Genomic DNA, 23218 nt, shown 5'->3' on the forward strand with positions numbered 1-23218 from the left:
GCGCCTTGGGCTATAATACAGACCCCGTTTCTCTATGACTATCTATCTTGATGATATCCCGACTGCACGGACTCTACGCCATCACCGACAGCCAACTGATGCCAGACACTGCTACGCTGCTTCAATCAGTGGAGGCTGCACTGCGCGGTGGCGCCAGCATTATTCAGTATCGCGACAAGTCTACTGACTCCGAAAAAAGACTGATCCAGGCTCGTTTGCTGGCAGAACTTTGCCAACGCTATGCGCGACCTCTGGTCATCAATGACGATGTTACTCTGGCCGAAGCTGTTGGCGTCGGCGTGCATCTGGGGCAGAAGGATGGTGACCCGGAAGCTGCCCGCAAGCGCCTCGGCAACACCTGCATCATCGGCGTGACTTGCCATGACTGCCTTGATCTTGCACTCAAGGCCCAGCAACTGGGGGCTGACTATGTTGCTTTCGGTGCTTTCTTTCCCTCGGCCACCAAGCCAGATGCAACCCCTGCCCCGCTATCGCTGCTACAGGAAGCGAAGCAGCAACTGAACTTACCGGTAGTGGCGATAGGTGGCCTGAGTGTGGATAATGCCCCAAAGGTTATTTCAGCAGGCGCTGATATGGTTGCCGTGATACATCAGCTGTTTTCAGCATCCGACATCACGCATCAAGCGCAGAAATTCACAGCTCTTTTTGATAATGCAGGCCCTCAGGCCTGATCTCCAGAGTTTGATCATAAAGGTACTTATCATGTCCCGTTCCAGCACTTTGTTTCAAGCAGCCCAGATTCATATCCCAGGTGGCGTCAACTCTCCCGTCCGGGCGTTCAAAGGGGTTGGTGGAACACCTGTCTTTTTCAAAAGTGGCCAGGGCGCCTATCTGATCGATGAAGACGACAAGCGCTATATAGACTATGTCGGCTCCTGGGGCCCGATGCTGCTCGGCCATTCCTACCCACCGGTCATTGACGCCGTGCGCAAGGCGCTGGATAAGGGACTTGGATTTGGCGCACCCACCGAGATAGAGATTCAGATGGCCGACAAGGTCTGTGAATTGATGCCATCAATCGAGATGGTACGTATGGTCAGCTCCGGCACAGAAGCCACCATGAGCGCCATTCGACTGGCGCGCGGATACACCGGGCGTGACAAGATCGTCAAATTTGAAGGTTGCTACCACGGTCATTCCGACTCACTGCTGGTCAAGGCTGGCTCCGGCGCGCTGACCCTGGGTGAGCCCAACTCGCCGGGCGTCCCTGCCTCTCTGGCTGAGCACACCATTACCCTGAACTACAACGATATCGAGAATGTGCGCCAGGTGTTTGCCGAAATCGGCGATCAGGTTGCTTGTATCATCGTGGAACCGGTTGCCGGCAACATGAACTGCATCCCCCCTGTACCCGGATTTCTGGAAGGCCTGCGCGAAGTGTGCGATCAGTATAATAGCGTGCTGATTTTTGATGAGGTGATGACCGGCTTCAGGGTTGCACTGGGCGGCGCTCAGGCGCTGTATAACATCAAACCCGACCTGACCACACTGGGCAAGGTAATCGGCGGTGGACTGCCGGTCGCAGCCTTCGGCGGCAAGCGCGAGATCATGGCTCATATTGCACCGCTGGGTCCGGTCTACCAGGCGGGCACTCTGTCGGGCAACCCACTTGCCATGGCGGCTGGTCTGGCCATGCTGGACGCCCTGAGCCAGGGTGATATCTACGAACAGTTATCAGCTGCCACTGAGTACCTGACTGAAGGCATGTCCGCCATTGCAGCCAGACATGGCATACCCTTCACCACCAGCAGTGTGGGAGGAATGTTTGGCCTGTTCTTCACTGAACAGGAACAGGTGACAAGCTTTGCTCAGGCGACCAGTTGCGACACGGTTCGTTTCAGCCGCTTTTTCCACTCCATGCTGGATCGCGGCATCTATCTGGCTCCCTCAGCATTCGAAGCCGGATTTATCTCAGTCGCACACACGGAAGCCGATATCGAAGCCACACTCAAGGCTGCCGATGAAGCCTTTGCCAGCCTGAACAAAGATATCTGAAGCATGCAGATACTATCCGGTATCGCTCTGTTGCTCAGCAGTGTCCTGACTTGCCTCTGGCTGCTGCAGCAACACAAGGGGCTTGCAAGCGAGGCGCACCATCTGGTGCGTGTCTTTGCCGTGAGCAGTCTGTTCCTCGCAGCAGACGCCATGGGCAATATGCTGCTGAGCAGCGAGGGAACCGATCAGGCGACGCTCAGGCTGATGCTGAACAATCTGGCACTCTATGCCGCCCTGCCTCTGATCGCGACAACCTTGCTCGCCATGGGTAAAGGCTGGCACTGGTCAATGGCTGGATGGGGACGCTGGCTACTCGGGCTGATCGCTTTTTTCGAGCTGACCCGCAGAATGGAGTATGGGAACTATTATACTCAATTGATGTTATTGCTGGTCGTGGCGGCAGTTGTTTTTGGCAGCCTGCTGGCTGCGCAACTCAAGGCCAAAGCCGCAGGCTCAAGTGCGGCCCTGCTGCTTTTGCTGCTGGCACTTTTTGCAAGTCCAGCACCACTACTTTCTGCCAGTGCTCAACCGGCAATACAGTCACTGCTGCTGGCGATTGCTCTGCCACTCATGGCAATGACACTGCACTGGCAGTTGAAGTCGGCCCCCGCTCAATAGCGGGAGGCCTCCTGACGCGCTCTGTCGGCACCCGCCTGATCACCAACATCACCACGTATCAGCGAAATAAGAACCCAGAGTCGTCGCAGTTGCTGCGACTGACCCGCTGCTACCTCAACACCTCTCAGCGCTACCTGCTCAGCCTGTACATACTGCCCCTGCTTGCGCTGCACATCTGCCAGTTCGAAATAAATCTCCGGATCTCGCGGAGCGATTCTCAAAGCTCGCTCCAGACCGCTCTGTGCCGAACGCAGGTCACCCTGCCCTATATCTGATCTCGCACTGTCCAGCAGCGCGACCACTGCAGGGTTTGCTGCAGCAGACGACCCACCACTCGTTATGGGCTGTTCAGTTGAGTCACCCAATGGCTGAGTCTGCTGAGGGCGGAAAACAGGAATTCCCTCAATAGGCTGAACTATGACGCCGGATGCTGGCGCCTCAGGTGTTGCCGCTGGACGCTGCGTGGCACCGGAACGATCACTGCGATCCTCCACTGGCACTCGATAGGGCGCCGGACTGGTACAACCCGCAATAAATAGTGCCGCGCCAACCAAAACTGTTATCTGCTTTTTCATCAATTATCCTCAACGGAACAGATTTATGAACCAATCTACCGGACCACTATCTGAACTCTGCTGCTGTTGTGGAGGCTGAGCCCCCCGTCCCTGACCACAATCAACCGACTGAGATGGTAACGTGCCTGTCGCAAAAGGCAGCTGACGCGCCCCCTGACAGGAGGGATGTGAGAGATATCCCGTCGACTCGTCAATCCAGGCCAGCTCAATCAACTCCGACCGTCCAGTATGCAACGGTTGAGATTTTTCTTCACGCATGAACTCAGTCCAGACCCGCAAGGCGCCACCGGAACCTGTAAACGGCAAACGTTCGTTATCATCCCGACCAACCCAGACGACAGCCAGACGATTACCAGTATAGCCAGCAAACCAGCTGTCACGCTGATCGTTCGTGGTACCCGTTTTACCGGCAAAGTTCAGGTTATCCGGCAGTTGCTGGTAAGCACTGCGTGCCGTACCTTCGCGACCCGCCTGCTGCAGCGCATATTGAATCAGATGCACATGACGTGCATCCACCTGCTGACGCAGCGTAAATGGGTAGCGTGACAGCTCCTCCCCTTCAGCTGTCGTTACCATGCGGATTGCACGTAGCGGCACTCTGAAACCGTTTGCTGCCAGCGTCTGATACATCTCGGCCACTTCCAGCGGTGCCATTGCCTTGGCACCAAGCAAAAGTGATGGCAAGGCAGGAATATGGCTACTCACCCCAAGACGCTTCATGACATCGATCACTGCAGGCAGCCCTACTTCCATCCCCAGATGGACAGTCGATAGATTATAAGACTGCGCCAGCGCTCGATACAGAGGGACTCGACCATGTGTTTTACGATCAAAATTCTGAGGCGTCCAGTGCTGCCCGTTTGGCAGGCGGATATCCACAGGCGTATCGTTGAGCACGCTTGACAAGGTATATCCCTTTTCCAGCGCCGCCAGATAAACAGCAGGCTTCACCAGCGAGCCGATTGGGCGAAGTGCATCCAGCCCGCGATTGAACCCCTGATAACGGGTATCTCGCCCACCGACTATCGCCAGCACCTCTCCCGTCTGAGGATCAGCAACCACCATACCGCTCTGCAGATTTCGTGCTTTATCGCCATGCTGTGTTTCCAGCGCCTGCAAGGTTTTAACCACTGCCTGATCTGCGCGGTATTGCACAAGTGGATCCAGCGCAGTAAAGACCATCAAACCCTCGGAGCTGAGATCCTCATCCCGATAGCTGTCTCTGAGCTGCCTTTTGACCAGATCCAGATAAGCCGGGTAAGCCCCCTTGTGCAGGCTGCCGATCTGCACCACACCCAAAGGCTTCAAAATTGACTGTTCATACTGCGCCACACTGATATCACCCTGATCAACCAACAGCTTGAGTACCAGATTACGACGCTCCAGAGCACGCTGCTCATTACGTCGTGGATCATAAAAAGAGGGGCCTTTTACCAAGGCTACCAACAAAGCGATCTGGTGCAGATCAAGCTCGGTGATAGGCTGCCCGAAGTAAAACTCACTCGCCAGGCCAAAGCCATGAATGGCCCGGTTTCCCTGCTGCCCCAGGTATACTTCATTCAGATAAGCCTCGAGAATTTCATCCTTTTCATAGCGAAGATCCAGCAGCACGGCCATGGGCAATTCAAGCAGCTTGCGTGACAAGGTCCGCTCTGAAGTAAGATAGAAGTTCTTGATCAACTGCTGAGTCAGCGTACTCCCACCCTGAACAAAGCGCCCAGCCCGGAGATTAACCACCATCGCACGGCTCATGCCTTTCAGCGAAATGCCCCAGTGCTTGTAATAGGCGCGATCTTCCACCGCGATAAGAGCATCAACCAGGTAGGGTGGTGCATCACTGAGCCTGATCAGATCACGGTCTTCATTACTGCGAGGATAGATACCGCCGATAAGAATCGGTTCCAGCCGAGTCAACGAGAGGTCTGCATCTGTCAGTTGATCTCGCATCCGAACCAACTGGCCGGATGAGAACTCCAGCATCAAACGTCGAGAAGGTTCTTCTCCGTCAGGGAAATCAAACCCTCGCGTATGAATCAGGGCTCGACTGCCGGACATCTCCGCCATACCCGGACGTGAAGCTGTCGCTACAAACTGATACCCCAACCCTCGCAGCTCGTGCTGCAGATCGGCCGTTGCAAGTGCCTGTCCGGGATAAAGCTCGAGTGGTCGTGCATAAACCTTTGCAGGAAGCGCCCAACGCTTACCCTCAAATTTTTGTTTTACCTGAACATCGAGATAAGCCAGACCCACTGCGGCAAAGAGTGCCAGCAGAAGGCCCAGTTTAAGCAGGAATCTGACGATTCTGGAGAGAAAGGAACGTCCCTTGCGAGCACTTCGCCGCCCTTTCTGTCTGTTTGTGGCTCTCTTTTTCGGCATCAGACTAGTATAATCCCTGACAACTTTTGCAATTGCTGAACTGTAATGTTAACAAAACTGATTGAATCACTGCAGGATCCATCAAGGTTTCCACACCCATGTGAGACCATCAAGGTCATAGAAACCCATATCTCCTGGCTGATTCTGACGGGCCATTATGCCTATAAAATCAAGAAACCGGTAAACTTTGGTTTCCTGGATTTCACTACTCTGGAGCAGAGGCGTTTCTGCTGCGAAGAGGAGTTGCGCCTGAATCAGCGTTTATCGCCTGATATCTATCTGGAACTGGTCCCCATCAGCGGCACACATGATAACCCGAGCCTGGGCGATGACTCAGCTCCGATCGAATATGCCGTCAAAATGAATCAGTTCGATCCGCGCCAGCGCCTGGATCAGATGCTCAAGCGCAACCTGTTTGAAGCCCGCTGGATTGATATGCTGGCAGAGCAGATCGCTGATTTTCATCAGCGCATCCCGATTGTCGCATTGAACAGCCCCTGGGGCGAACCAGAGGCGATATGGGATGCCGTTTCCGAAAACTATCAGCATATCTGCAAAGTCATTGACGATCCGAGTACTCTCACACTGCTTCAACGACTTCTTCAGACAACAGCACAGCACTTTCGTGCCCTGGAGAAGATGATTCGCAAACGCAAACGCTCCGGTCATGTACGCGAATGCCATGGTGATCTGCATCTGGCGAATATCACGCTTTTTCATGATGAGTTGCGACTGTTTGATTGCATTGAGTTCAATCTGCAGTTCCGCTGGATCGACAAATTGTCCGATCTATCCTTTCTGCTGATGGATCTCGAAGCCAACAATCAGCCTCGCTGGGCAAACCGCTTTCTTAATCGCTATCTTGAACTCACTGGCGACTACGAAGGTGTTTCCCTGCTCAGATTCTACAAATCCTATCGCTCCATGGTCAGAGCCAAGGTTGCAGTATTGGGTCAAGAGCATGATCTGGAAACGTTTCATCACTACCTCAATCTGACTGCCAGCTTCCACAAGCAACCCCCACCCGTGCTGTTTTTGATGCACGGCGTATCCGGCAGCGGGAAAAGCTATCTCAGTGAAAAGCTGGTTGAAGCGATTGGTGCCATCCGCATCCGTTCGGATAACGAGCGCAAACGTTTGCATCGCGCATTAAGCCTCAATGGCGAAGACCTTGAGCTGTATGGTGCAGATATGAACACACGCACGCTGCATCACTTGCAGGACACCACCAAGCTGCTGCTCAAATCAGGGCAGACGGTCGTTGTCGATGCCACATTGATCCGCCAACGTACCCGGACCGGCTATATCAAACTGGCTGAGCAGCTTAATGTACCGGTCCGCATCATCAGTTGCAGTTGCCAGCAACATCTGATCGAAGCGCGTCTGGCACTGCGTAATGCCGAAGGCAAGGATCCGTCTGATGCCGATGTGGGCGTGATGCGGCAGCAACTGTCCAGCCAGCAGCCTCTGACTGCCAGTGAGCAGATGCTGACGTTGCATGTGGATACTCAGGATGATGAGGCGATAGATCAGCTGTTGTCTCAGTTGCGGGCACAGAACCTGGTGGAGACCTGATATGCTGCTGTGCACACTTGATCAACTCCCTGAGCGGGAATCACGCGGTTTTGAGCTGGAACAGATGGCCGTTTTTGCCATCCGCTGCGAAGACCGGGTATATGTCTATCGCAACTCCTGCCCCCATCGCGGCATCAGGCTGGAGTGGCAACCCGATCAGTTCCTCGATCATGAACGCCAGTTCATTCAGTGCGCCACCCATGGCGCACTCTTCAAACTGGAAACGGGCGTATGCATTGCTGGCCCCTGTCCCGGAGAGACACTTGAACAGATCCCGTGCCGCATAGAGGATAACAAGGTGTATCTGCAGCTTGCTCTTCAGAACTGAAACTTCAGCCGCACCTCGTACGACACACGTTGATCATCAAAAGCCCTGATCGTTAAAAGCACTTACCCGCCACGCTCAATGCGCCGTTTCAACCTGGCAAGCGCCATTTCGATCCGCTCGATAGTTGTGGTGTAGGAGAAGCGCACGAACTTGTGAGCCTGGTGATTGCCAAAATCAGCACCAGGGGTCACCGCGATGAAATCCTCTTCAAGCAGCGACCAGCAATACTCAAAACTGTTATCAGTCAGGTGCGAAGCATCCGCATAGACATAAAAAGCGCCTTCTGGCATCGCAGGAATAACAAAGCCCAACTCCCGCAACCCTCCGACCAGCAGGTCACGACGCTTGCCGAACTCCACCCTGCGCGCTTCCAGAATAGCCAGCGTCTCCGGCTCAAAGGCGGCAAGCGCGGCGTACTGCGCCAGGGTAGAGGGTGAAATAAACAGGTTCTGAGCCAGCTTTTCCAGCTCAGGAACAGCCATCTCGGGCGCGACAATCCAGCCCAGGCGCCATCCGGTCATACCAAAGTATTTTGAAAAGCTGTTGATGACAAACGCATGATCATCCGTTGCCAGCACCGTCTGGGCATCCACACCATAGGTCAGCCCATGATAAAGTTCATCGACGATCAAGGCTCCCTTTCTGGCTCGAACCACGGCAGATATCTGCTGCATCTGTTCAGGTGACACCAGCGTGCCTGTCGGATTGGACGGCGACGCCAGCAGCACGCCTGCCGTGTTCGACTGCCAGTTATGTTCGATCAACTCAGGCGTCAGCTGGAAATTGTCCTCGGCCGTCGCTGGAACCTGTAAGCCACGCGCTTCCAGCAGACGCAAAAACTGTCGATTACAGGGGTAGCCCGGATCTGCCATCATGATGTTCTGCCCCATGTCAGCCAGCAGCGCAAAAATCAGCAGCAGTGCACCAGATGCGCCAGCCGTGACAATCACTCGCTCAGCAGGGATGCTCAGGCCATATCGGGTCATGTAGAAGGCAGCAATCGCCTGACGCAGCTCTGGGATACCGGCTGCCGGCGTATACTGCGTCAGCCCCTTATCAAGGGCGACATGTGCCGCACGCACGATCGGTTCTGCCGTGGTGAAGTCCGGTTCCCCCACCTCCAGATGGATCACATCCTGCCCCAGAGACTCCAGCTCTCTGGCTCGTTTCAACAGATCCATCACCTTGAATGACTCTATATCATGCGCCCTTTGTGCCCATCTCGCCTGCATAACCGCCCCAGTTAATATGTTGATCCACATCAACGGGATTATACAGAAATGTTGCGCCAGGACGTGTGCTCCATAATACTTATCTGATGCTTTTATGACATCAGGACTGGCCTATTGGCTCAGCTTCTGGTAATTTCACCGCGCTTTTACTGTTCCTGGTACAGTACTGGGTACAGTAAAATGTGAAGCCAGAATATAGTTGCTGCCAGACTGGCACTATCATCTCCTTGAAATGACGTGAGGCTGCGCCATGCCAAATACAAATAACTCTCCGCTGACTGCTCCACAACCTTATCAGGCTGAGCAGGGCGAAGTTTACATGAACAATGCCCAGAAGCAGCATTTCAGAGAGATACTGCTGGCCTGGAAACAGGAGTTGATGGAAGAGGTCGACAGCACCATTCTGCACCTGAAAGAAGAGGCGACCAACTTTGCAGATCCCAGTGATCGCGCCAGCCAGGAGGAGGAGTTCAGTCTTGAACTGCGCACCCGTGACCGCGAACGCAAACTGATCCGCAAAATTGATGAAGCACTGGACCGTGTTGATGACGATGACTATGGCTACTGCGAAGCATGCGGAGTCGAAATCGGTATTCGTCGCCTGGAAGCACGTCCGACTGCGACTTTGTGCATCGATTGCAAAACCCTGGCTGAAATCAAGGAACGCCAACTCGGCGGTTGATTGAACAGCCGTTGATAAGGTGCCGACTTGAGTACTGCCGCAGGTTATACCGGCCGGTTTGCTCCCTCTCCAACCGGCCCTTTGCATTTCGGATCCTTGCTGGCCGCACTGGCCAGTTATCTTGATGCTCGCGCCCTGAAGGGGCGCTGGCTGATCAGAATAGAAGACCTTGATCCTCCCCGCGAACAACCCGGCGCCAGTGACCTGATATTACGCACGCTGGATCATTTCGGTCTGCACTGGGATGGTGAAGTGGTTTATCAGAGCCAGCGTCTTGAGCTCTATGCAGAACTGCTGCAACGACTGATCGATCAAGGCCTCGCCTACCGCTGCCGATGCAGTCGCAGTGACCTGAAGCTGCGCGATGCACTCTACAGCTATGATGGCCACTGCCGTATCCACCCACCAGACGCAGAGGCTCAATGCGCTATACGCGCACTCTGCTCAGAGCAGACCGTAACGTTTGAAGATCTGATTCAAGACAGGCAGATCTGGCAGCATGAAGACGGGCGTGACGACTTCATTATATTCAGGCGTGACGGCCTCTTCGCCTATCAACTGGCAGTCGTGGCAGATGATCACGCACAGGGCGTGACCCGTGTCATTCGCGGCAGCGACCTGTTGGACGAGACCTTCCGCCAGTTGCAACTGCAACAGCATCTGGCCTACCCAACACCAGAATACGGCCACATCCCGATTCTGCTTAACAAATTGGGACAGAAACTCAGCAAACAGAATCTGGCACCGGCACTGAACACCGACAAAGCCGTCAAGCAGCTCTGGGAAGCACTTCATCTGCTGGGACAGAATCCGACCCCATCCCTGCAGCGTGCCAGCAATCGCGAACTGCTGGACTGGGCCGTCACGCACTGGCAGAGGGATCACATACCTCGTACACTGGCCATTCGTTCATCGGGGAGCTGAACATGTATCTTTACCGAGGACTACTGCTGCTCATTCTGGCAACACTGGTCATTCTACCAGCTCTGGTGGACTACTGGCTGTACTTGCCTGGTTCATGGCTGAGACCCTTCATCATCTGGCTGGCCATTATTGCCGTTACCGCTTTCATCACCACCATCGTCAGACGCAGGCACACATGAGCCTTGATATCTCCACACTACTTCTGATCAGCATCGGTTATCTGCTGTGCCTGTTTGCGATTGCCTACCTGACAGAACAAAACCTGCTTCCTCAGAAACTTATTCAGCACCCTCTGCTGCACACGCTCGCACTGGGTGTTTACGCCAGCGCCTGGACCTTTTATGGTGCCTTCGGTGTAGCTGCAGAGTTCGGCTACACCTACCTGCTTTCCTATCTCGGCGCAACGGCGGCATTTTTACTCTCACCACTGATTCTGATTCCGATACTGCGCATCACACACAGCTACCAACTCAGCTCACTCGCTGATCTATTTGCCTTTCGCTTTCGCAGCGGCGGAGTCGGCACCCTGACCACTGTTCTGATGCTGATCGCCACTTTGCCACTGCTTGCGATTCAGATTCAGGCGGTCACCGACTCGGTCCACATGTTCAATGACAGTGTCTCCGCCAACCGCATCGCCATCATCTTCTGCGGCATCATCTCGCTCTTTGCGATACTGTTCGGCGCACGCCACCCCTCCCTGCGCAGTAAACACAGGGGGTTAATGGTCGCCATCGCTCTGGAGTCTCTGGTCAAGCTGATCGCCCTGCTCGCAGTCGCCTTCTATGCCTACTTCATTGTACTGGGAGGCCCGAGCGGACTGAGTGAGTGGCTGACACTGAATCCAGATGTATTGCAAAGCATGCAGCAGCAACCCAAAAGCAGCAGTTGGCGTACGTTACTGCTGACCTTTTTTGCTGCCACCCTGGTGATGCCACACATGTTCTACATGGCGTTCAGCGAGAATGCGTCGGAACGAAGTCTCTACACCGCCACATGGTTGCTGCCACTGTTTCTGATGCTGCTGGCCCTGACCGTGCCACCCATTCTATGGGCTGGCATTAAACTCGGCGTGATCGACAGTCCTGAATATGTGGTACTGATGCTGGGACAGGCTGTCGGCCTCAACTGGCTGAGCGTCATCGCCTTCATCGGTGGCCTATCAGCGGCCAGTGGCGTGATCATTGTGGCAACTGTTGCACTGTCCTCCATGCTGCAGAATCACATCGTCCTGCCACTGGTACGAATACCCGACTCCATGCGCCTTTACACCTGGCTGCTATGGCTGCGCCGCCTGATCATTATCATGGTGATGCTGGGTGCCTATCTGGTCTACTCGATCATCGCCAACCGCTTCCAGCTCAGCCACCTGGGGATCATCGCCTTTATCGCATTCCTGCAGTTTTTGCCGGGCCTGCTGGTCACCCTCTACTGGCAGGGTGCCAGTCGCTTCGGTTTTCTGCTGGGCCTGTGCTCAGGAGTCTTGAGTTGGTTTGCGTCGATGCTGCTGCCTACACTGTTCTATGGCCAACCAGCCATAGATCAGCAAATACTTGAGTCCTGGTATCTGTATGCGATTCTCTCTCTAACGCTGAACGTCGCCCTGGTGGTCATCGGGTCGCTGCTCCTGCCACCCGATGCCGATGAGAGTGAAGCCGCCGCTGCATGCATTCTGAACACTCTGCATCGTCCGCCAGGTTTCAGCCAGGATATTGAGAGTGCGGACGAGTTTTATCACCGGCTGACACCGAGACTCGGCGCACAGTCAGCGCGACGCGAGGTGAATCGTGCCTTGCAGGAGATCGCTCTGACGCCCACCATGCAGTTACGTCCGCTGGACGGGCTGCGCCTGCGCAATCAGTTGGAAAACAATCTCTCAGGCCTTCTGGGGCCTGTTGAAGCGGCTGCGCTACTGCGTCCGACGCCCGTCGGAGGCCGAGGCGGTTTTCGTGCCCGTGAGATCCACCTGTTGGAAGAGCAGTTGGAGAACTACAACGAGCGCCTGTCGGGGCTTGCGGCTGAGCTGGATCAGATCCGCCGTTATCACCGTATCACCCTGCAGCGACTTCCGATCGGAGTCTGCACCCTGGATGCCAAGCAGCGAATACTTTTCTGGAACAGAGAGCTGGAGCGCCATACCGGGATCAGTCCCGACGAGTCCATCGGTGCCCGCCTGTCCCAGCTGCCCGAGCCCTGGGCATCATTATTGGGAGACTTTGCCGACCTGCCGGATCTGCATCAGGCCGCATCAAGCCTGCAGTTAAAGGGCATGACCCGCTGGTTCAGCCTGCACAAGGCCCGATTGGATGAGGTTTCAGACAATGGCATGATTCTGTTGGTTGAGGATGATACCGAGCACCAGATCATCAGCAATCGACTGTCACACAGCGAGCGCCTGGCATCCATTGGGCGTTTTGCAGCAGGGGTGGCGCATGAGATCGGAAACCCTGTAACGGGCATCGCCTGTCTTGCCCAGAACCTCAAGCTGGAAACAGATGAGCCTGAGATTCTGGAAACCGGCGATCAGATCGTCGCACAGACTCACCGCATCAGCCGCATTGTGCAATCACTGGTACGCTTCGCACATACAGGCCAGCATGACTCAGTCCAGCACCATGAGGCAGTGTCTTTGCATGATTGCGCTCAGGAAGCCGTTGAGCTGATACGCCTGAACCATCGCAACGCGGATCTGGAAATCAGTAATGAGATAGCACAGGACACCTATACATCGGGCGATCCGCAGCAACTGCAGCAGGTGTTCGTCAATCTTCTTAACAACGCCTATGATGCCTCTCCCGAAGGGGGACGCATCATCCTGGCCTGCGAAGAGAACATCAACAGTATCTGCATCACCATCACTGACGAAGGCAGCGGTATATCCGAAGAGCACCTGCATCGCCTGTTCGAACCCTTCTTTACGACTAAAGAACCCGGAAAAGGGACAGGATTGGGGCTCGCACTTGTTTACAACATTATTACCGAGCACTATGGTAGTATTGAACTGATTAGCCCTGCCAACAAAAAACAGAATAAAGGCACCCAGGTCGTTATAACACTTCCCCGCCTACCCGATGCTGATACTTTATCGAAGGATGGGGATAATACTGTTACAGGTCCTTCCCTATGAGCCGAATTCTGATTGTTGAGGATGAGCGAATTATCCGGGCAGCACTCAGGCGCCTGCTGGAGAAAAATCACTACGATGTCAGTGATGCCTCCTCAGTCGATGAGGCAGCCTCTTTACTGGCTGCAGAAAAGTTTGATCTTATCATCAGCGATCTGCGTCTACCGGGAGCACCCGGCACCGACCTGATCGCCATGGCCCGAAAAATCCCTGTCCTGATTATGACCAGCTATGCCAGCCTGCGCTCCGCCGTGGATGCCATGAAGCTGGGCGCGGTTGATTACATCGCCAAGCCCTTCGATCATGACGAGATGCTCAACACCATACACACCATCACCCATCGAACCGCATCAGAAACACCCGATACCGACACACCTGCTGCGCCAGAAACACCCAACATGATACTGGGCAACTGTGAGGCAATTCAGGAACTGCACAAACGCATTGCCAAGGTCGCTCGCACCGATGCCACAGTGTTGGTTCTCGGTGAGTCAGGGACTGGTAAGGAGCTGGCAGCACGCGCCATTCATCAGCAGAGCAAACGCGCTTCTGCCCCGATGATCTGCGTTAACTGCGCCGCCATTCCTGAATCGCTGATCGAATCTGAACTCTTCGGACATGAAAAAGGCGCCTTCACAGGAGCCGATACCAGCCGCAGTGGTCTGATTGAAGCAGCTGATAAGGGCACGCTGTTCCTTGATGAGATCGGTGAACTGCCACTCGAAGCTCAAGCTAGACTGCTGCGCTTTCTGCAGGAGGGTGAGATACGCCGTGTTGGCGCCGTGCAGTCGAAGAAGGTCGATGTACGCCTGATTGCAGCGACTCATCGCGATCTCAAGTCCCTGGCGCGTGTCGGTCAGTTCCGCGAAGACCTCTATTATCGACTCTATGTCATGGAGCTGAAGATGCCTCCACTGCGCGAGCGAGGCAAAGATATTCCAGAACTAGCCAAACTCTTTCTGGAGCGGCACAGCAAAGGCCGTGATGAGCCACTGTCTTTCAGCAAGGCCGCTACAGATGGCATGCTCGGCTACGCCTGGCCCGGTAATGTTCGCGAGCTGGAGAATGCCATCGAACGCGCCGTCATCCTGGTTGAGGGTAATGAGATCAGCGCCGACCTGCTGGGGCTTGAGTTCGAAAAAGAGTCACTGGATGATCTGGAACAGAGCTACGCCCATCGCATGCACACCGGCCAGACCAGCACAGACAGCCAGCGTACGGATCTGTCGCTGGACGATTATTTCCAGCGCTTTGTGATGGATAACCAGGAACAGATGAGCGAGACCGAACTGGCCAAGACTCTTGGCATCAGTCGCAAATGCCTGTGGGAAAGACGCCAGAAACTCGGCATCCCGCGAAAGGTCAAAAGCAGTAAGGCGTAACACTTTTCAAAACCAGGTAACACTTTCCAGAGTGTTACCTTACTACACACGCATTTCTGAGAATGTGTTACCCATCATCCCAAGCTTAGAGAGCAAATGATTGACTCCAAGATGAAAAAAAACAATTTATACAATAAAAACAATAAGTTAATAAAGTTGGCACAAACCCTGCTCTCATAAGGGGCAAGAAGAAGAACAAAGCGAAGCTGACTGACCATCAATAAAAATAAAAACAGGTCTGACATCGACGCATCCCGCCTCTAATAAAAATAATAAAGAGGCTTAGCTGATCGTAAACGTGCAACATTGCTTCCACGCATATCTGGAAACAAAAATAATAAGCCAGTGCCCCTTTGCAACGTTTGCGGTCAGCACCCCCCCCAACACCCGCTTCCCCCACCCTGCGTTACTTTTTATATAACCATCTGCTCATCTGATATAATAGCGTCGCCGTCAGGTATTGCTTATACTTAGCCGTCTGAGCTGGTAACATGCAGCCCAATGTTATTTCTGTACATCTCGTGACCAGGAAATTTTTTGACCAATGCTAGATTTGCTTTACATACTGGTGCCCATTGCAGGCATTATTCTGATTGCATGGGTGCTGATGAGAAGCAAGCCCTCAACTCATAACTCCAGCGTTCCCGCCGCAGCGCAATCCGAACCTGTCTCAGATGATGCACCATCTGAATTCACGCGATTACCTCTCGGAGAACGGCGTGTTATTCCCGAATCTGAGCACAGGATTTCTCGTCGACGTCTGGATGATAATGCGATGAAGGTCGTTTATCGTCTGCAGGACGCCGGTTACGACAGCCACCTCGTCGGTGGTTGCATCCGCGATATGCTGCTGCAGCGCCAGCCAAAAGATTATGACGTGGCGACTTCGGCTCATCCTGAAGAAGCTGTTGAACTGTTTCATCGCGGCCGCCTGATTGGTCGACGCTTCAAACTTCTACACGTCCGCTTCGGACGCGAAGTGATCGAAGTGGCCACCTTCAGGGCCGGACATGACAGCGAAGATAACGAAAGCGGTGAACAGGGACGCCAGTCCGAAGCCGGACTGATACTGCGTGATAATGTCTACGGCACGATTGAGCAGGATGCTCTGCGACGCGACTTTACCATCAATGCGCTCTACTACTGCGTCAGAGATTACAGCATATATGACTTTGCCAATGGCTATATAGACCTGCAGCAGCGCATTATTCGCATGATCGGCGACCCCGCACAGCGCTATCGGGAAGATCCCGTGCGCATGCTGCGCGCCACACGCTTTGCGGCCAAGCTCGGCTTCGATATCGAGCCAGAGACAGCAAAGCCGATTGCCGAACTGGCGCACCTGCTGGCCAGAATAGCGCCCGCTCGTCTGTTTGATGAGGCACTGAAACTCCTTCAGTCCGGACACGGAGCCGCCTCTTACCGACAACTCCAGCGCTTCGGGCTGTTCGGTTACCTGTTTCCACAGACTCAGGCATTCCTGGATCATGGACATGCAGGTACAGAAACCATCATACAGCAGGTGCTTCGCAACACTGACAGACGCCTGGAACAGGGTAAAAGCGTCACACCTGCCTTTATGTTTGCAGCACTGCTCTGGTACCCGCTGCAGGAGAGATGGCTGGAAATCCTGGATGAAGACGATCTCCCCCCCCTTCAGGCACTGCACGAAGCGGCCAACCAGATCCTTGGCGCGCAGGTGAAATGCACGGCTATCCCACGACGTTTCTCCGGCCCGGTCAGAGAAATCTGGGAGCTACAGATGCGCCTGCCAAAACGGCAGGGCAAGAAGGCCGAACTACTGGTCACGCACCCCCGATTCAGGGCCGCTTATGACCTGTTGCTACTGCGCGAAGCAGCAGGTGAAGACCTGGATGGGCTGGGTAAGTGGTGGACTGACTATCAATCCTCCAATCCGGCGCAGCGTGAAGCCTTGAATCAGAATGGTGCACCTGACGAAACACGCAGCAAACGCCGCAGACGCAGAAAACCGACACGTGCGAGCAATGTCGATGGCTGAAGCAGTACGCTGCTTTATCGGCCTGGGCAGTAATCTCGACAACCCGACCGATCAAGTAATGCAGGCACTGAAAGAGCTTCAGGACCTTCCTGGCATCAGCCTGATGGCCAGCTCTTCTCTGTATCGCTCCGATCCCATGGGCCCACAGGATCAGCCTGACTATATCAATGCCGTCGCCATGCTCGACACGCAGCTCACACCGCTGGCGCTGCTGGACCAGCTCCAGACGCTGGAGCATGCACATCAGCGTATACGTTTGCAGCACTGGGGACCACGCACGCTGGACCTGGATCTGCTGCTGTATGGCAATCAACTGATTACCTGTGAAAGACTGACAGTTCCACATCCAGGACTGACTGAACGCAATTTTGTACTCTGGCCACTGGCCGAAATAGCGCCAGACCTTAAATTTCCAGATGGCAGCCTTATTCAGACTTATCTGGATCAGCACCCACTGGGAACACTGCAGCGGCTGTCATGAAAATATGCCAGCCACGCCGGGCTTAATGTTGAATCGGGAGTTTTATGAGTAACATCACACTGCACACCTTGTCGGCGCGTAAGCAGGCGGGTGAAAAGTTCTCAGTACTGACAGCCTATGATGCGACCTTTTCGCACATCATCAGCTCTGCCGGTATTGAGATGATGCTGGTCGGTGACTCTCTTGGCATGGTCTTGCAGGGACACTCCTCCACATTGCCGGTCACAGTTGCTGATATGGTTTACCATACCAGCGCAGTTGCCCGAGGCAATCAGGGTGCGATGATCATGTCGGACCTGCCATTCATGAGCTACTCCACACCTGAACAGTGCATGCTGAATGCGGGCCTTCTGATGCAGGCCGGTGCACATATCATCAAGATTGAAGGTGCCGCGTGGCTGGCTGAAAGTATCGAAAAACTCAGTGAGCGCGGCGTACCTGTGTGCGCACATCTGGGACTCACACCCCAGACGGTTAACCTGCTGGGTGGGTATCGGGTTCAAGGCAAGGATAATGCTTCCGCCATGCGAATGCTGGAGGATGCCAAGCGCCTGGAAAATGCCGGTGCCAGTATGCTGCTATTGGAATGTGTACCAGCTCTGCTGGCCGAAGAGATCACGCGCAATGTCGAAATTCCTGTCATTGGCATAGGTGCCGGCCCCAATACGGATGCACAGGTACTGGTATTGCACGATATGCTCGGCATTACACCCGGACGCAGACCCCGATTCGTGAAAAATTTCATGGCAGACAGCGACAGCATTGAAGAAGCGATCCGTCGCTATGCCGAAGAGGTCAAAGCCGGTACTTTTCCTAGCCAGGAACAGAGTTTCTAGTCCCATGCAGACACTACATACCATTGCCGAATTACGCAGCGCCCTGTCCGCACACCGCAAAAGCGGCAAGAAAATTGCCTTGGTACCCACCATGGGCAACCTTCATCGTGGTCACATCAAACTGGTGGAAATCGCTGCAACCGAGGCCGACATTGTCGTCGCATCGATCTTCGTGAACCCCTTACAGTTCGGTCCTAACGAAGACCTGGACAGCTATCCACGTACACTGCTGGAAGATCAGAGTAAACTTCAGGCAGCTGGCTGCGACTACCTGTTTGCACCGAACAACAACGAAATCTACCCAGAGGGACGTGACCAGCAGACACTGGTTGAAGTACCCATGCTGTCGGATCTCTATTGCGGCACAACTCGGCCCGGGCACTTCTGCGGTGTCACAACAGTGGTCTGCAAGCTGTTCAATATCTGCCAGCCTGACCTTGCGATCTTTGGCGAAAAGGACTACCAGCAGTTGCGTATTATTCGCAAAATGGTCAGTGATCTGTGCATTCCTGTCGAGATCCGCAGCGTTGCTACCGTGCGCGCAGAGGACGGCCTTGCACTGAGTTCACGCAATGGTTACCTGAGTGACGATGAGCGCGCCGTAGCCCCGGCCCTGCAACACACCCTCAGGCAGACTTGCCTCGCCATCAACCAGGGTAATCACGATTTCAGAGATCTGGAGGCACAAGCCGAAAACCAGCTCAGCGCAGCGGGCCTGACACCTGACTATGTCAGGATCGTGCGTCGCAGTGATCTGCTGCCAGCTCAACGCGGCGATAAGTCGCTGGTGATACTGACCGCAGCCTATCTTGGCGTTACCCGTCTGATCGATAACTGTGAGATCGATTGTAACAGCTGAATCAGCTGATACAGGTCATGGTCAGACCTCCTCATTTGCTTGACAGTCTGCGTGAGCTTCGCGCAGACTTGCAGGGCGCTCACATTGATCCTACAACAGCGGATTGATGGAAGATCAGCGCCCGTTACGCCCCTTGTTTCACAGAAATATTACACATCAGGTGTATAACTGATTACGGGACGTATTTTTCAAGAGAATGAGAGGATCTACCATGCGCGATGTTGTGATAGTTGCTGCCGGTCGTACGGCAATCGGTACATTTAACGGCTCACTGGCTTCTGTATCTGCTGTTGATCTTGGTGCCACCGTTATCAAAGGACTACTCGAAAAGTCCGGTCTTAACCCCTCCGAAGTGGATGAAGTCATTCTTGGCCAGGTATTGACCGCAGGCTGCGGACAGAACCCAGCACGCCAGTCCATGATTCATGCAGGCATTCCTCAGGAAGTGCCTGCCATGACCATCAACAAAGTATGCGGCTCCGGCCTGAAAGCACTGCAACTGGCGGCTCAGTCCATCATGTGTGGCGATGCAGAGGTTGTGATTGCCGGCGGTCAGGAAAGCATGTCTCAGTCTCCACATGTACTGCCTAACTCACGCAATGGTGCGCGTATGGGCGACTGGAAACTGGTCGACACCATGATTCAGGATGGCCTGTGGGATGCATTCAATAACTACCATATGGGTATCACCACTGAAAATATCGTAGATAAGTTTGGTTTCAGTCGTGAAGAGCAGGATAACTTTGCTTCTGCATCTCAGAACAAAGCTGAAGCCGCTGTGACTTCCGGTCGCTTTAAGGATGAGATCATTCCTGTTGTGATCCCGCAGCGCAAAGGGGATCCGGTAGTGTTCGATACGGATGAACAGCCTCGCTTTGACTGCACACCTGATGCTCTGGGTAAACTGCGCCCAGCCTTCAAAAAAGATGGTACGGTAACGGCTGGTAACAGCTCCACCATCAATGATGGTGCAGCAGCGGTTATCCTTTGCTCGGCTGAAAAAGCCGCTGCGCTAGGCCTTAAGCCACTGGCCAGAATCAAAGCTTACGCCTCTTCCGGTGTTGATCCGGCCATCATGGGCACGGGTCCTATCAGCGCCACGCGCAAAGCGCTGGAGAAGGCGGGTTGGAGTCTGGAGGATCTGGATCTGGTTGAAGCCAACGAAGCCTTTGCCGCTCAGGCGATGTCTGTGAACAAAGAGCTTGGCTGGGATACAGCCAAGGTCAATGTCAATGGCGGCGCGATCGCTCTGGGTCACCCGATCGGTGCGTCCGGATGCCGTGTACTGGTATCTCTGCTGCATGAGATGATCAAGCGTGATGCCAAGAAGGGTCTCGCGACCCTGTGCATCGGCGGCGGTATGGGTACAGCTCTGGCGATTGAACGAGTGTAAAGACTCACTGACCACCATGAATCCGGCGCAAGTGCCAGATTCATGGTGGCCCTTCAGGCAGTCGCGTCAGGCAGTCGCAATCGCGCCTTTGCCAACGCCCTCATAAGCACGTACGACAATCTCGCAATCTGGATACTGCAGCTTGATCTGCTTTGCCAGATGTGTGGCGATCTGCTCAACCGTCGAAACACTCTCCATCACGTAGCAGACCGATGCCGGCAGATGCAGTTCGAACTCTCCCTGCGGCGCATCATAACGATAGCGATGCTCATCAGCACCTTCATCAGACACCAGATGCGAACGCGTGCCGATGTAGATATCCCTGAAGGTTTCAGCCCATTGTGCCTCAATCGACTGATCGCGCAGTGTGTTACGGAAGATCTCAATACGTGAGCGATGACCATGGGCGATACGCTGGCAGTTACCATCATGCTGCTGCAAGCCATGACTGTAGTGATAAAAGGAAGAGTCGATTTTTTCTGTCACAAAAAGAATATCCAGCCCTTTCACCTGTTCTGGAAACAGCGCAAGCAATTGCTTTCTACACCATTGAGCCAGTGTGGTTTCAGTGATCTCGGCAACAGGAATCAATGCAATCGCTTGCTCCGGTGAGCGGCAGTAAAAACGTTCGCCCGTCGGATAGGTCCAGTTGACCTGCGTCTCCCCCTGATCCACCGCCACCTGTACACCAGCCATATCCATTGCGACCACCAGCGCATGATCTATATGCGCATCCAGCCAGGCCTTGACGCGCTTCTTGACGATACCAAAATCGCAGATCATCCCCTGCTGATCCAACTGACCTTCGAGTACCAGCTGCACCGCCCAGGACTCTCCCAGCAAGCCTCTTTGCGGATGCAGGTAAGAAAAGTCCACATGGGTAAGATTATCTACGAAAAGTTTCACACAAGCCTCAACACTAAAAGAATCATCAGCGCCTATTTTACCTCATTGTCAGCCGACAATCACAACTGACCATGTCTGAATTCGTCCACTGAGGTATACTGACGCTTTCCTGAAGCGAACAAGACTGACCATGCGACTTGATAAATATCTGTCTCAGGCCACTGATTACTCTCGTAAAGAGGTCAAGCGCCTGATCCATGCCTACACCGTGACCGTTAATGGTGAAGTAGAGCGCGACTCCGGCCGCCACATTACCCCGGAAGATGAGGTGGTGATGGATGGCATTAACCTTTCAGCACCCTCTACCCGCTATCTGATGCTGTACAAGCCTGAAGGCGTTGTCTGCTCAACCGATGATCCGACTCATCCCACCGTGATTGGCCTGATCGATCTGCCAAAACCAGAGCTGCTGCATATAGCGGGTCGACTTGATGTCGATGCCACCGGACTGGTGTTGCTGACTGATGACGGCAAGTGGTCACACCGCATTACATCGCCGCGGCACAAATCACCGAAGCGCTATCTGGTAACAACCGCTGAGCCGATTGAGGAGAGTGCTATCGCAAAGTTTGAGCAGGGATTATGGCTCAAGGGTGAAAAAATGCGTACCAAACCGGCTGGACTGAAAATTTTTGATCCGCACAGTGCTGAAGTAACACTGCACGAGGGACGTTATCACCAGGTCAAACGAATGTTCGCATCGCTGGGCAATCGCGTTATTACACTGCACCGTGCGAGTATCGGCAGCATTGTACTGGATGAGGCACTTGAACCTGGAGAGTTCCGTCACCTCACCGAAGAGGAGGTACTCAGCTTTGAATCCAGTTGATGCTGCAACTTCAGCACTCTACCAACAGCTGGCTGGTATCACAGCCACTTCGCTGTGGTTGGTTGATGAAAATATCGCCGCCCCATTACCCCCTCCCAATCCGGCAATTGAAGTAGTCAGCAATCGCCATGATCTGGCAACTGCACTTCAACAGGCTGGCTGGCAGACCACCTTCAGTGATTTTGATCTGTCTGCATTCGCTGATGGACAGTTCCACAGTCTGGTGTACCGCATATCCAAAGAGAAGCCCCTGGTCCACCATATCATCAACCAGTCATTCCGCTTACTGCGGGAGAGCGGCACACTGATACTGATTGGTGATAAAAACGAAGGGATCAAAACCTTTGCACGCAAAGCCGCACAACATCTGGGAGGCACCCTTCGGGAACAGAAGCTGGCTGGTAACCTGTGGCAATGTACCCTGACCCGTGCGGATGATACGTTTGGAAAGCAGCCACTCGATGACCAGAGTTATACACAGCTTCGCCCGATAGTGGCAGGTGATATGCATTTCATCAGCAAACCGGGACTCTATGGTTGGCAGAAAATTGATCAGGGCAGTGCCTATCTGGTAGAGCAACTGCCAAGCATGATTAAACAGTCTTTGCCCCTGCATGGCAGCCTGCTTGATCTGGGTTGTGGCTTTGGCTATCTGGCTCTGGCCACCGCCGGATCTGACACACAGGTGGTCTGCACAGACAACAATGCAGCAGCACTGCTTGCCTGTCGGGCCAACCTGGATAATGCGGGCCTGAAGAGTATCGTGATCGCCTCAGATGCCGGGGACTGTCTGCATGAACCTGTGGATACCCTGCTATGTAACCCACCCTTCCATACGGGTTTCACCACTTCAGGTGATCTTACGGATAAATTTCTGGCCGCCGCCGCACGATTGCTCAACCCGGAAGGCGTGGCGTGTTTTGTTGTCAATCTGCATATACCACTTGAGCGTAAGGCACAGAAATGGTTTGACCGTGTCGACCTTCACTCGGACAATGGGCACTTCAAGCTGATAACCCTGCGCAAGCCGCGCATCAATCGCTGAGTGGCAATTCACAGGAC

At 54.0% G+C, this 23218-nt stretch carries 21 protein-coding genes; 17 read left to right on the top strand and 4 right to left on the bottom strand.

Annotated elements, in window-relative coordinates; genetic code table 11:
• The first annotated feature begins 50 nt into the window (after positions 1 to 50).
• The 3 genes from thiE to ACK3CJ_RS18830 are packed head-to-tail and all read left to right on the top strand — an operon-like array spanning position 51 to position 2634.
• Positions 51 to 692, top strand: coding sequence for a thiamine phosphate synthase (thiE, locus tag ACK3CJ_RS18820; RefSeq protein ID WP_409526622.1), 642 nt, complete (start codon positions 51 to 53; stop codon positions 690 to 692).
• Positions 693 to 723: 31 nt separating this feature from the next.
• Complete coding sequence (gene hemL / locus ACK3CJ_RS18825) at positions 724 to 2016, top strand: glutamate-1-semialdehyde 2,1-aminomutase (protein ID WP_409523736.1); 1293 nt, start codon at positions 724 to 726, stop codon at positions 2014 to 2016.
• A gap of 3 nt (positions 2017 to 2019) precedes the next feature.
• Entirely contained in the window at positions 2020 to 2634 is a 615-nt protein-coding gene (locus ACK3CJ_RS18830; protein ID WP_409523737.1) for a hypothetical protein, read from the top strand.
• Here ACK3CJ_RS18830 and ACK3CJ_RS18835 read toward each other — a convergent pair.
• A complete protein-coding gene (locus ACK3CJ_RS18835) occupies positions 2628 to 3209 on the bottom strand; it encodes a tetratricopeptide repeat protein (protein WP_409523738.1) in 582 nt (193 codons plus the stop codon). The genes ACK3CJ_RS18830 and ACK3CJ_RS18835 overlap by 7 nt on opposite strands.
• Positions 3210 to 3218: 9 nt before the next feature.
• On the bottom strand, positions 3219 to 5585 hold the full coding sequence (gene mrcB, locus ACK3CJ_RS18840; protein WP_409523739.1) for a penicillin-binding protein 1B: 2367 nt from the start codon (positions 5583 to 5585) through the stop codon (positions 3219 to 3221).
• Between the two features lie 45 nt (positions 5586 to 5630).
• Between mrcB and ACK3CJ_RS18845 the strand changes: the two genes are divergently transcribed.
• Together ACK3CJ_RS18845 and ACK3CJ_RS18850 are read left to right on the top strand one after the other, a co-directional pair.
• Complete coding sequence (locus ACK3CJ_RS18845) at positions 5631 to 7160, top strand: AAA family ATPase (protein WP_409523740.1); 1530 nt, start codon at positions 5631 to 5633, stop codon at positions 7158 to 7160.
• A gap of 1 nt (position 7161) precedes the next feature.
• Entirely contained in the window at positions 7162 to 7488 is a 327-nt protein-coding gene (locus tag ACK3CJ_RS18850; RefSeq protein WP_409523741.1) for a Rieske (2Fe-2S) protein, read from the top strand.
• 62 nt (positions 7489 to 7550) lie between these two features.
• On the opposite strand, the gene ACK3CJ_RS18855 is transcribed toward ACK3CJ_RS18850, so the two are convergent.
• Positions 7551 to 8720: a pyridoxal phosphate-dependent aminotransferase gene (locus ACK3CJ_RS18855; RefSeq protein WP_409523742.1), complete on the bottom strand. Its 1170-nt coding sequence runs from the start codon at positions 8718 to 8720 to the stop codon at positions 7551 to 7553.
• A gap of 250 nt (positions 8721 to 8970) precedes the next feature.
• On the opposite strand from ACK3CJ_RS18855, the gene dksA reads away from it, so the two are divergent.
• The 10 genes from dksA to ACK3CJ_RS18905 all read left to right on the top strand — a co-directional run bounded on the left by dksA (position 8971) and on the right by ACK3CJ_RS18905 (position 20421).
• Entirely contained in the window at positions 8971 to 9402 is a 432-nt protein-coding gene (dksA, locus tag ACK3CJ_RS18860; protein ID WP_409523743.1) for an RNA polymerase-binding protein DksA, read from the top strand.
• Between the two features lie 27 nt (positions 9403 to 9429).
• A complete protein-coding gene (gene gluQRS, locus ACK3CJ_RS18865; protein WP_409523744.1) occupies positions 9430 to 10326 on the top strand; it encodes a tRNA glutamyl-Q(34) synthetase GluQRS in 897 nt (298 codons plus the stop codon).
• Positions 10327 to 10328: 2 nt separating this feature from the next.
• Positions 10329 to 10505 carry a hypothetical protein gene (locus ACK3CJ_RS18870; RefSeq protein WP_409523745.1) on the top strand — a complete coding sequence of 59 codons (177 nt, stop codon included), beginning with the start codon at positions 10329 to 10331 and terminating at the stop codon, positions 10503 to 10505.
• A complete protein-coding gene (locus tag ACK3CJ_RS18875; protein WP_409523746.1) occupies positions 10502 to 13453 on the top strand; it encodes a sensor histidine kinase in 2952 nt (983 codons plus the stop codon). The genes ACK3CJ_RS18870 and ACK3CJ_RS18875 overlap by 4 nt, the downstream gene beginning before the upstream one ends.
• A complete protein-coding gene (locus ACK3CJ_RS18880; protein ID WP_409523747.1) occupies positions 13450 to 14832 on the top strand; it encodes a sigma-54-dependent transcriptional regulator in 1383 nt (460 codons plus the stop codon). The genes ACK3CJ_RS18875 and ACK3CJ_RS18880 overlap by 4 nt, the downstream gene beginning before the upstream one ends.
• A 544-nt stretch (positions 14833 to 15376) precedes the next feature.
• Complete coding sequence (gene pcnB / locus ACK3CJ_RS18885; RefSeq protein ID WP_409523748.1) at positions 15377 to 16852, top strand: polynucleotide adenylyltransferase PcnB; 1476 nt, start codon at positions 15377 to 15379, stop codon at positions 16850 to 16852.
• Positions 16845 to 17333, top strand: a complete 489-nt coding sequence (folK, locus tag ACK3CJ_RS18890) for a 2-amino-4-hydroxy-6-hydroxymethyldihydropteridine diphosphokinase (RefSeq protein WP_409523749.1) — start codon at positions 16845 to 16847, stop codon at positions 17331 to 17333. The genes pcnB and folK overlap by 8 nt, the downstream gene beginning before the upstream one ends.
• A 44-nt stretch (positions 17334 to 17377) precedes the next feature.
• Complete coding sequence (gene panB / locus ACK3CJ_RS18895) at positions 17378 to 18169, top strand: 3-methyl-2-oxobutanoate hydroxymethyltransferase (RefSeq protein WP_409523750.1); 792 nt, start codon at positions 17378 to 17380, stop codon at positions 18167 to 18169.
• Positions 18170 to 18173: 4 nt separating this feature from the next.
• A complete protein-coding gene (panC, locus tag ACK3CJ_RS18900; protein WP_409523751.1) occupies positions 18174 to 19028 on the top strand; it encodes a pantoate--beta-alanine ligase in 855 nt (284 codons plus the stop codon).
• 211 nt (positions 19029 to 19239) lie between these two features.
• On the top strand, positions 19240 to 20421 hold the full coding sequence (locus ACK3CJ_RS18905) for an acetyl-CoA C-acetyltransferase (protein WP_409523752.1): 1182 nt from the start codon (positions 19240 to 19242) through the stop codon (positions 20419 to 20421).
• A gap of 66 nt (positions 20422 to 20487) precedes the next feature.
• On the opposite strand, the gene ACK3CJ_RS18910 is transcribed toward ACK3CJ_RS18905, so the two are convergent.
• Positions 20488 to 21327, bottom strand: coding sequence for a 6-carboxytetrahydropterin synthase (locus tag ACK3CJ_RS18910; protein ID WP_409523753.1), 840 nt, complete (start codon positions 21325 to 21327; stop codon positions 20488 to 20490).
• Positions 21328 to 21457: 130 nt separating this feature from the next.
• Between ACK3CJ_RS18910 and rsuA the strand changes: the two genes are divergently transcribed.
• The gene (gene rsuA, locus ACK3CJ_RS18915) at positions 21458 to 22156 is read left to right on the top strand and encodes a 16S rRNA pseudouridine(516) synthase RsuA (protein ID WP_409523754.1); all 699 of its coding nucleotides are present in this window, start codon (positions 21458 to 21460) and stop codon (positions 22154 to 22156) included.
• Entirely contained in the window at positions 22143 to 23201 is a 1059-nt protein-coding gene (locus ACK3CJ_RS18920; protein WP_409523755.1) for a class I SAM-dependent methyltransferase, read from the top strand. Before rsuA ends, ACK3CJ_RS18920 begins: the two co-directional genes overlap by 14 nt.
• Positions 23202 to 23218 lie beyond the last annotated feature (17 nt).

It is taken from the genome of Nitrincola salilacus, from assembly GCF_046271865.1.
Classification (GTDB): Bacteria; Pseudomonadota; Gammaproteobacteria; order Pseudomonadales; family Balneatricaceae; genus Nitrincola; species Nitrincola salilacus.

Coding starts and splice junctions, on each gene's coding strand:
- thiE (WP_409526622.1), top strand. CDS start 51: ATGATATCCCGACTGCACGGACTCTACGCCATCACCGACAGCCAACTG.
- hemL (WP_409523736.1), top strand. CDS start 724: ATGTCCCGTTCCAGCACTTTGTTTCAAGCAGCCCAGATTCATATCCCA.
- ACK3CJ_RS18830 (WP_409523737.1), top strand. CDS start 2,020: ATGCAGATACTATCCGGTATCGCTCTGTTGCTCAGCAGTGTCCTGACT.
- ACK3CJ_RS18835 (WP_409523738.1), bottom strand. CDS start 3,209: ATGAAAAAGCAGATAACAGTTTTGGTTGGCGCGGCACTATTTATTGCG.
- mrcB (WP_409523739.1), bottom strand. CDS start 5,585: ATGCCGAAAAAGAGAGCCACAAACAGACAGAAAGGGCGGCGAAGTGCT.
- ACK3CJ_RS18845 (WP_409523740.1), top strand. CDS start 5,631: ATGTTAACAAAACTGATTGAATCACTGCAGGATCCATCAAGGTTTCCA.
- ACK3CJ_RS18850 (WP_409523741.1), top strand. CDS start 7,162: ATGCTGCTGTGCACACTTGATCAACTCCCTGAGCGGGAATCACGCGGT.
- ACK3CJ_RS18855 (WP_409523742.1), bottom strand. CDS start 8,720: ATGCAGGCGAGATGGGCACAAAGGGCGCATGATATAGAGTCATTCAAG.
- dksA (WP_409523743.1), top strand. CDS start 8,971: ATGCCAAATACAAATAACTCTCCGCTGACTGCTCCACAACCTTATCAG.
- ACK3CJ_RS18870 (WP_409523745.1), top strand. CDS start 10,329: ATGTATCTTTACCGAGGACTACTGCTGCTCATTCTGGCAACACTGGTC.
- ACK3CJ_RS18875 (WP_409523746.1), top strand. CDS start 10,502: ATGAGCCTTGATATCTCCACACTACTTCTGATCAGCATCGGTTATCTG.
- ACK3CJ_RS18880 (WP_409523747.1), top strand. CDS start 13,450: ATGAGCCGAATTCTGATTGTTGAGGATGAGCGAATTATCCGGGCAGCA.
- pcnB (WP_409523748.1), top strand. CDS start 15,377: ATGCTAGATTTGCTTTACATACTGGTGCCCATTGCAGGCATTATTCTG.
- folK (WP_409523749.1), top strand. CDS start 16,845: ATGGCTGAAGCAGTACGCTGCTTTATCGGCCTGGGCAGTAATCTCGAC.
- panB (WP_409523750.1), top strand. CDS start 17,378: ATGAGTAACATCACACTGCACACCTTGTCGGCGCGTAAGCAGGCGGGT.
- panC (WP_409523751.1), top strand. CDS start 18,174: ATGCAGACACTACATACCATTGCCGAATTACGCAGCGCCCTGTCCGCA.
- ACK3CJ_RS18905 (WP_409523752.1), top strand. CDS start 19,240: ATGCGCGATGTTGTGATAGTTGCTGCCGGTCGTACGGCAATCGGTACA.
- rsuA (WP_409523754.1), top strand. CDS start 21,458: ATGCGACTTGATAAATATCTGTCTCAGGCCACTGATTACTCTCGTAAA.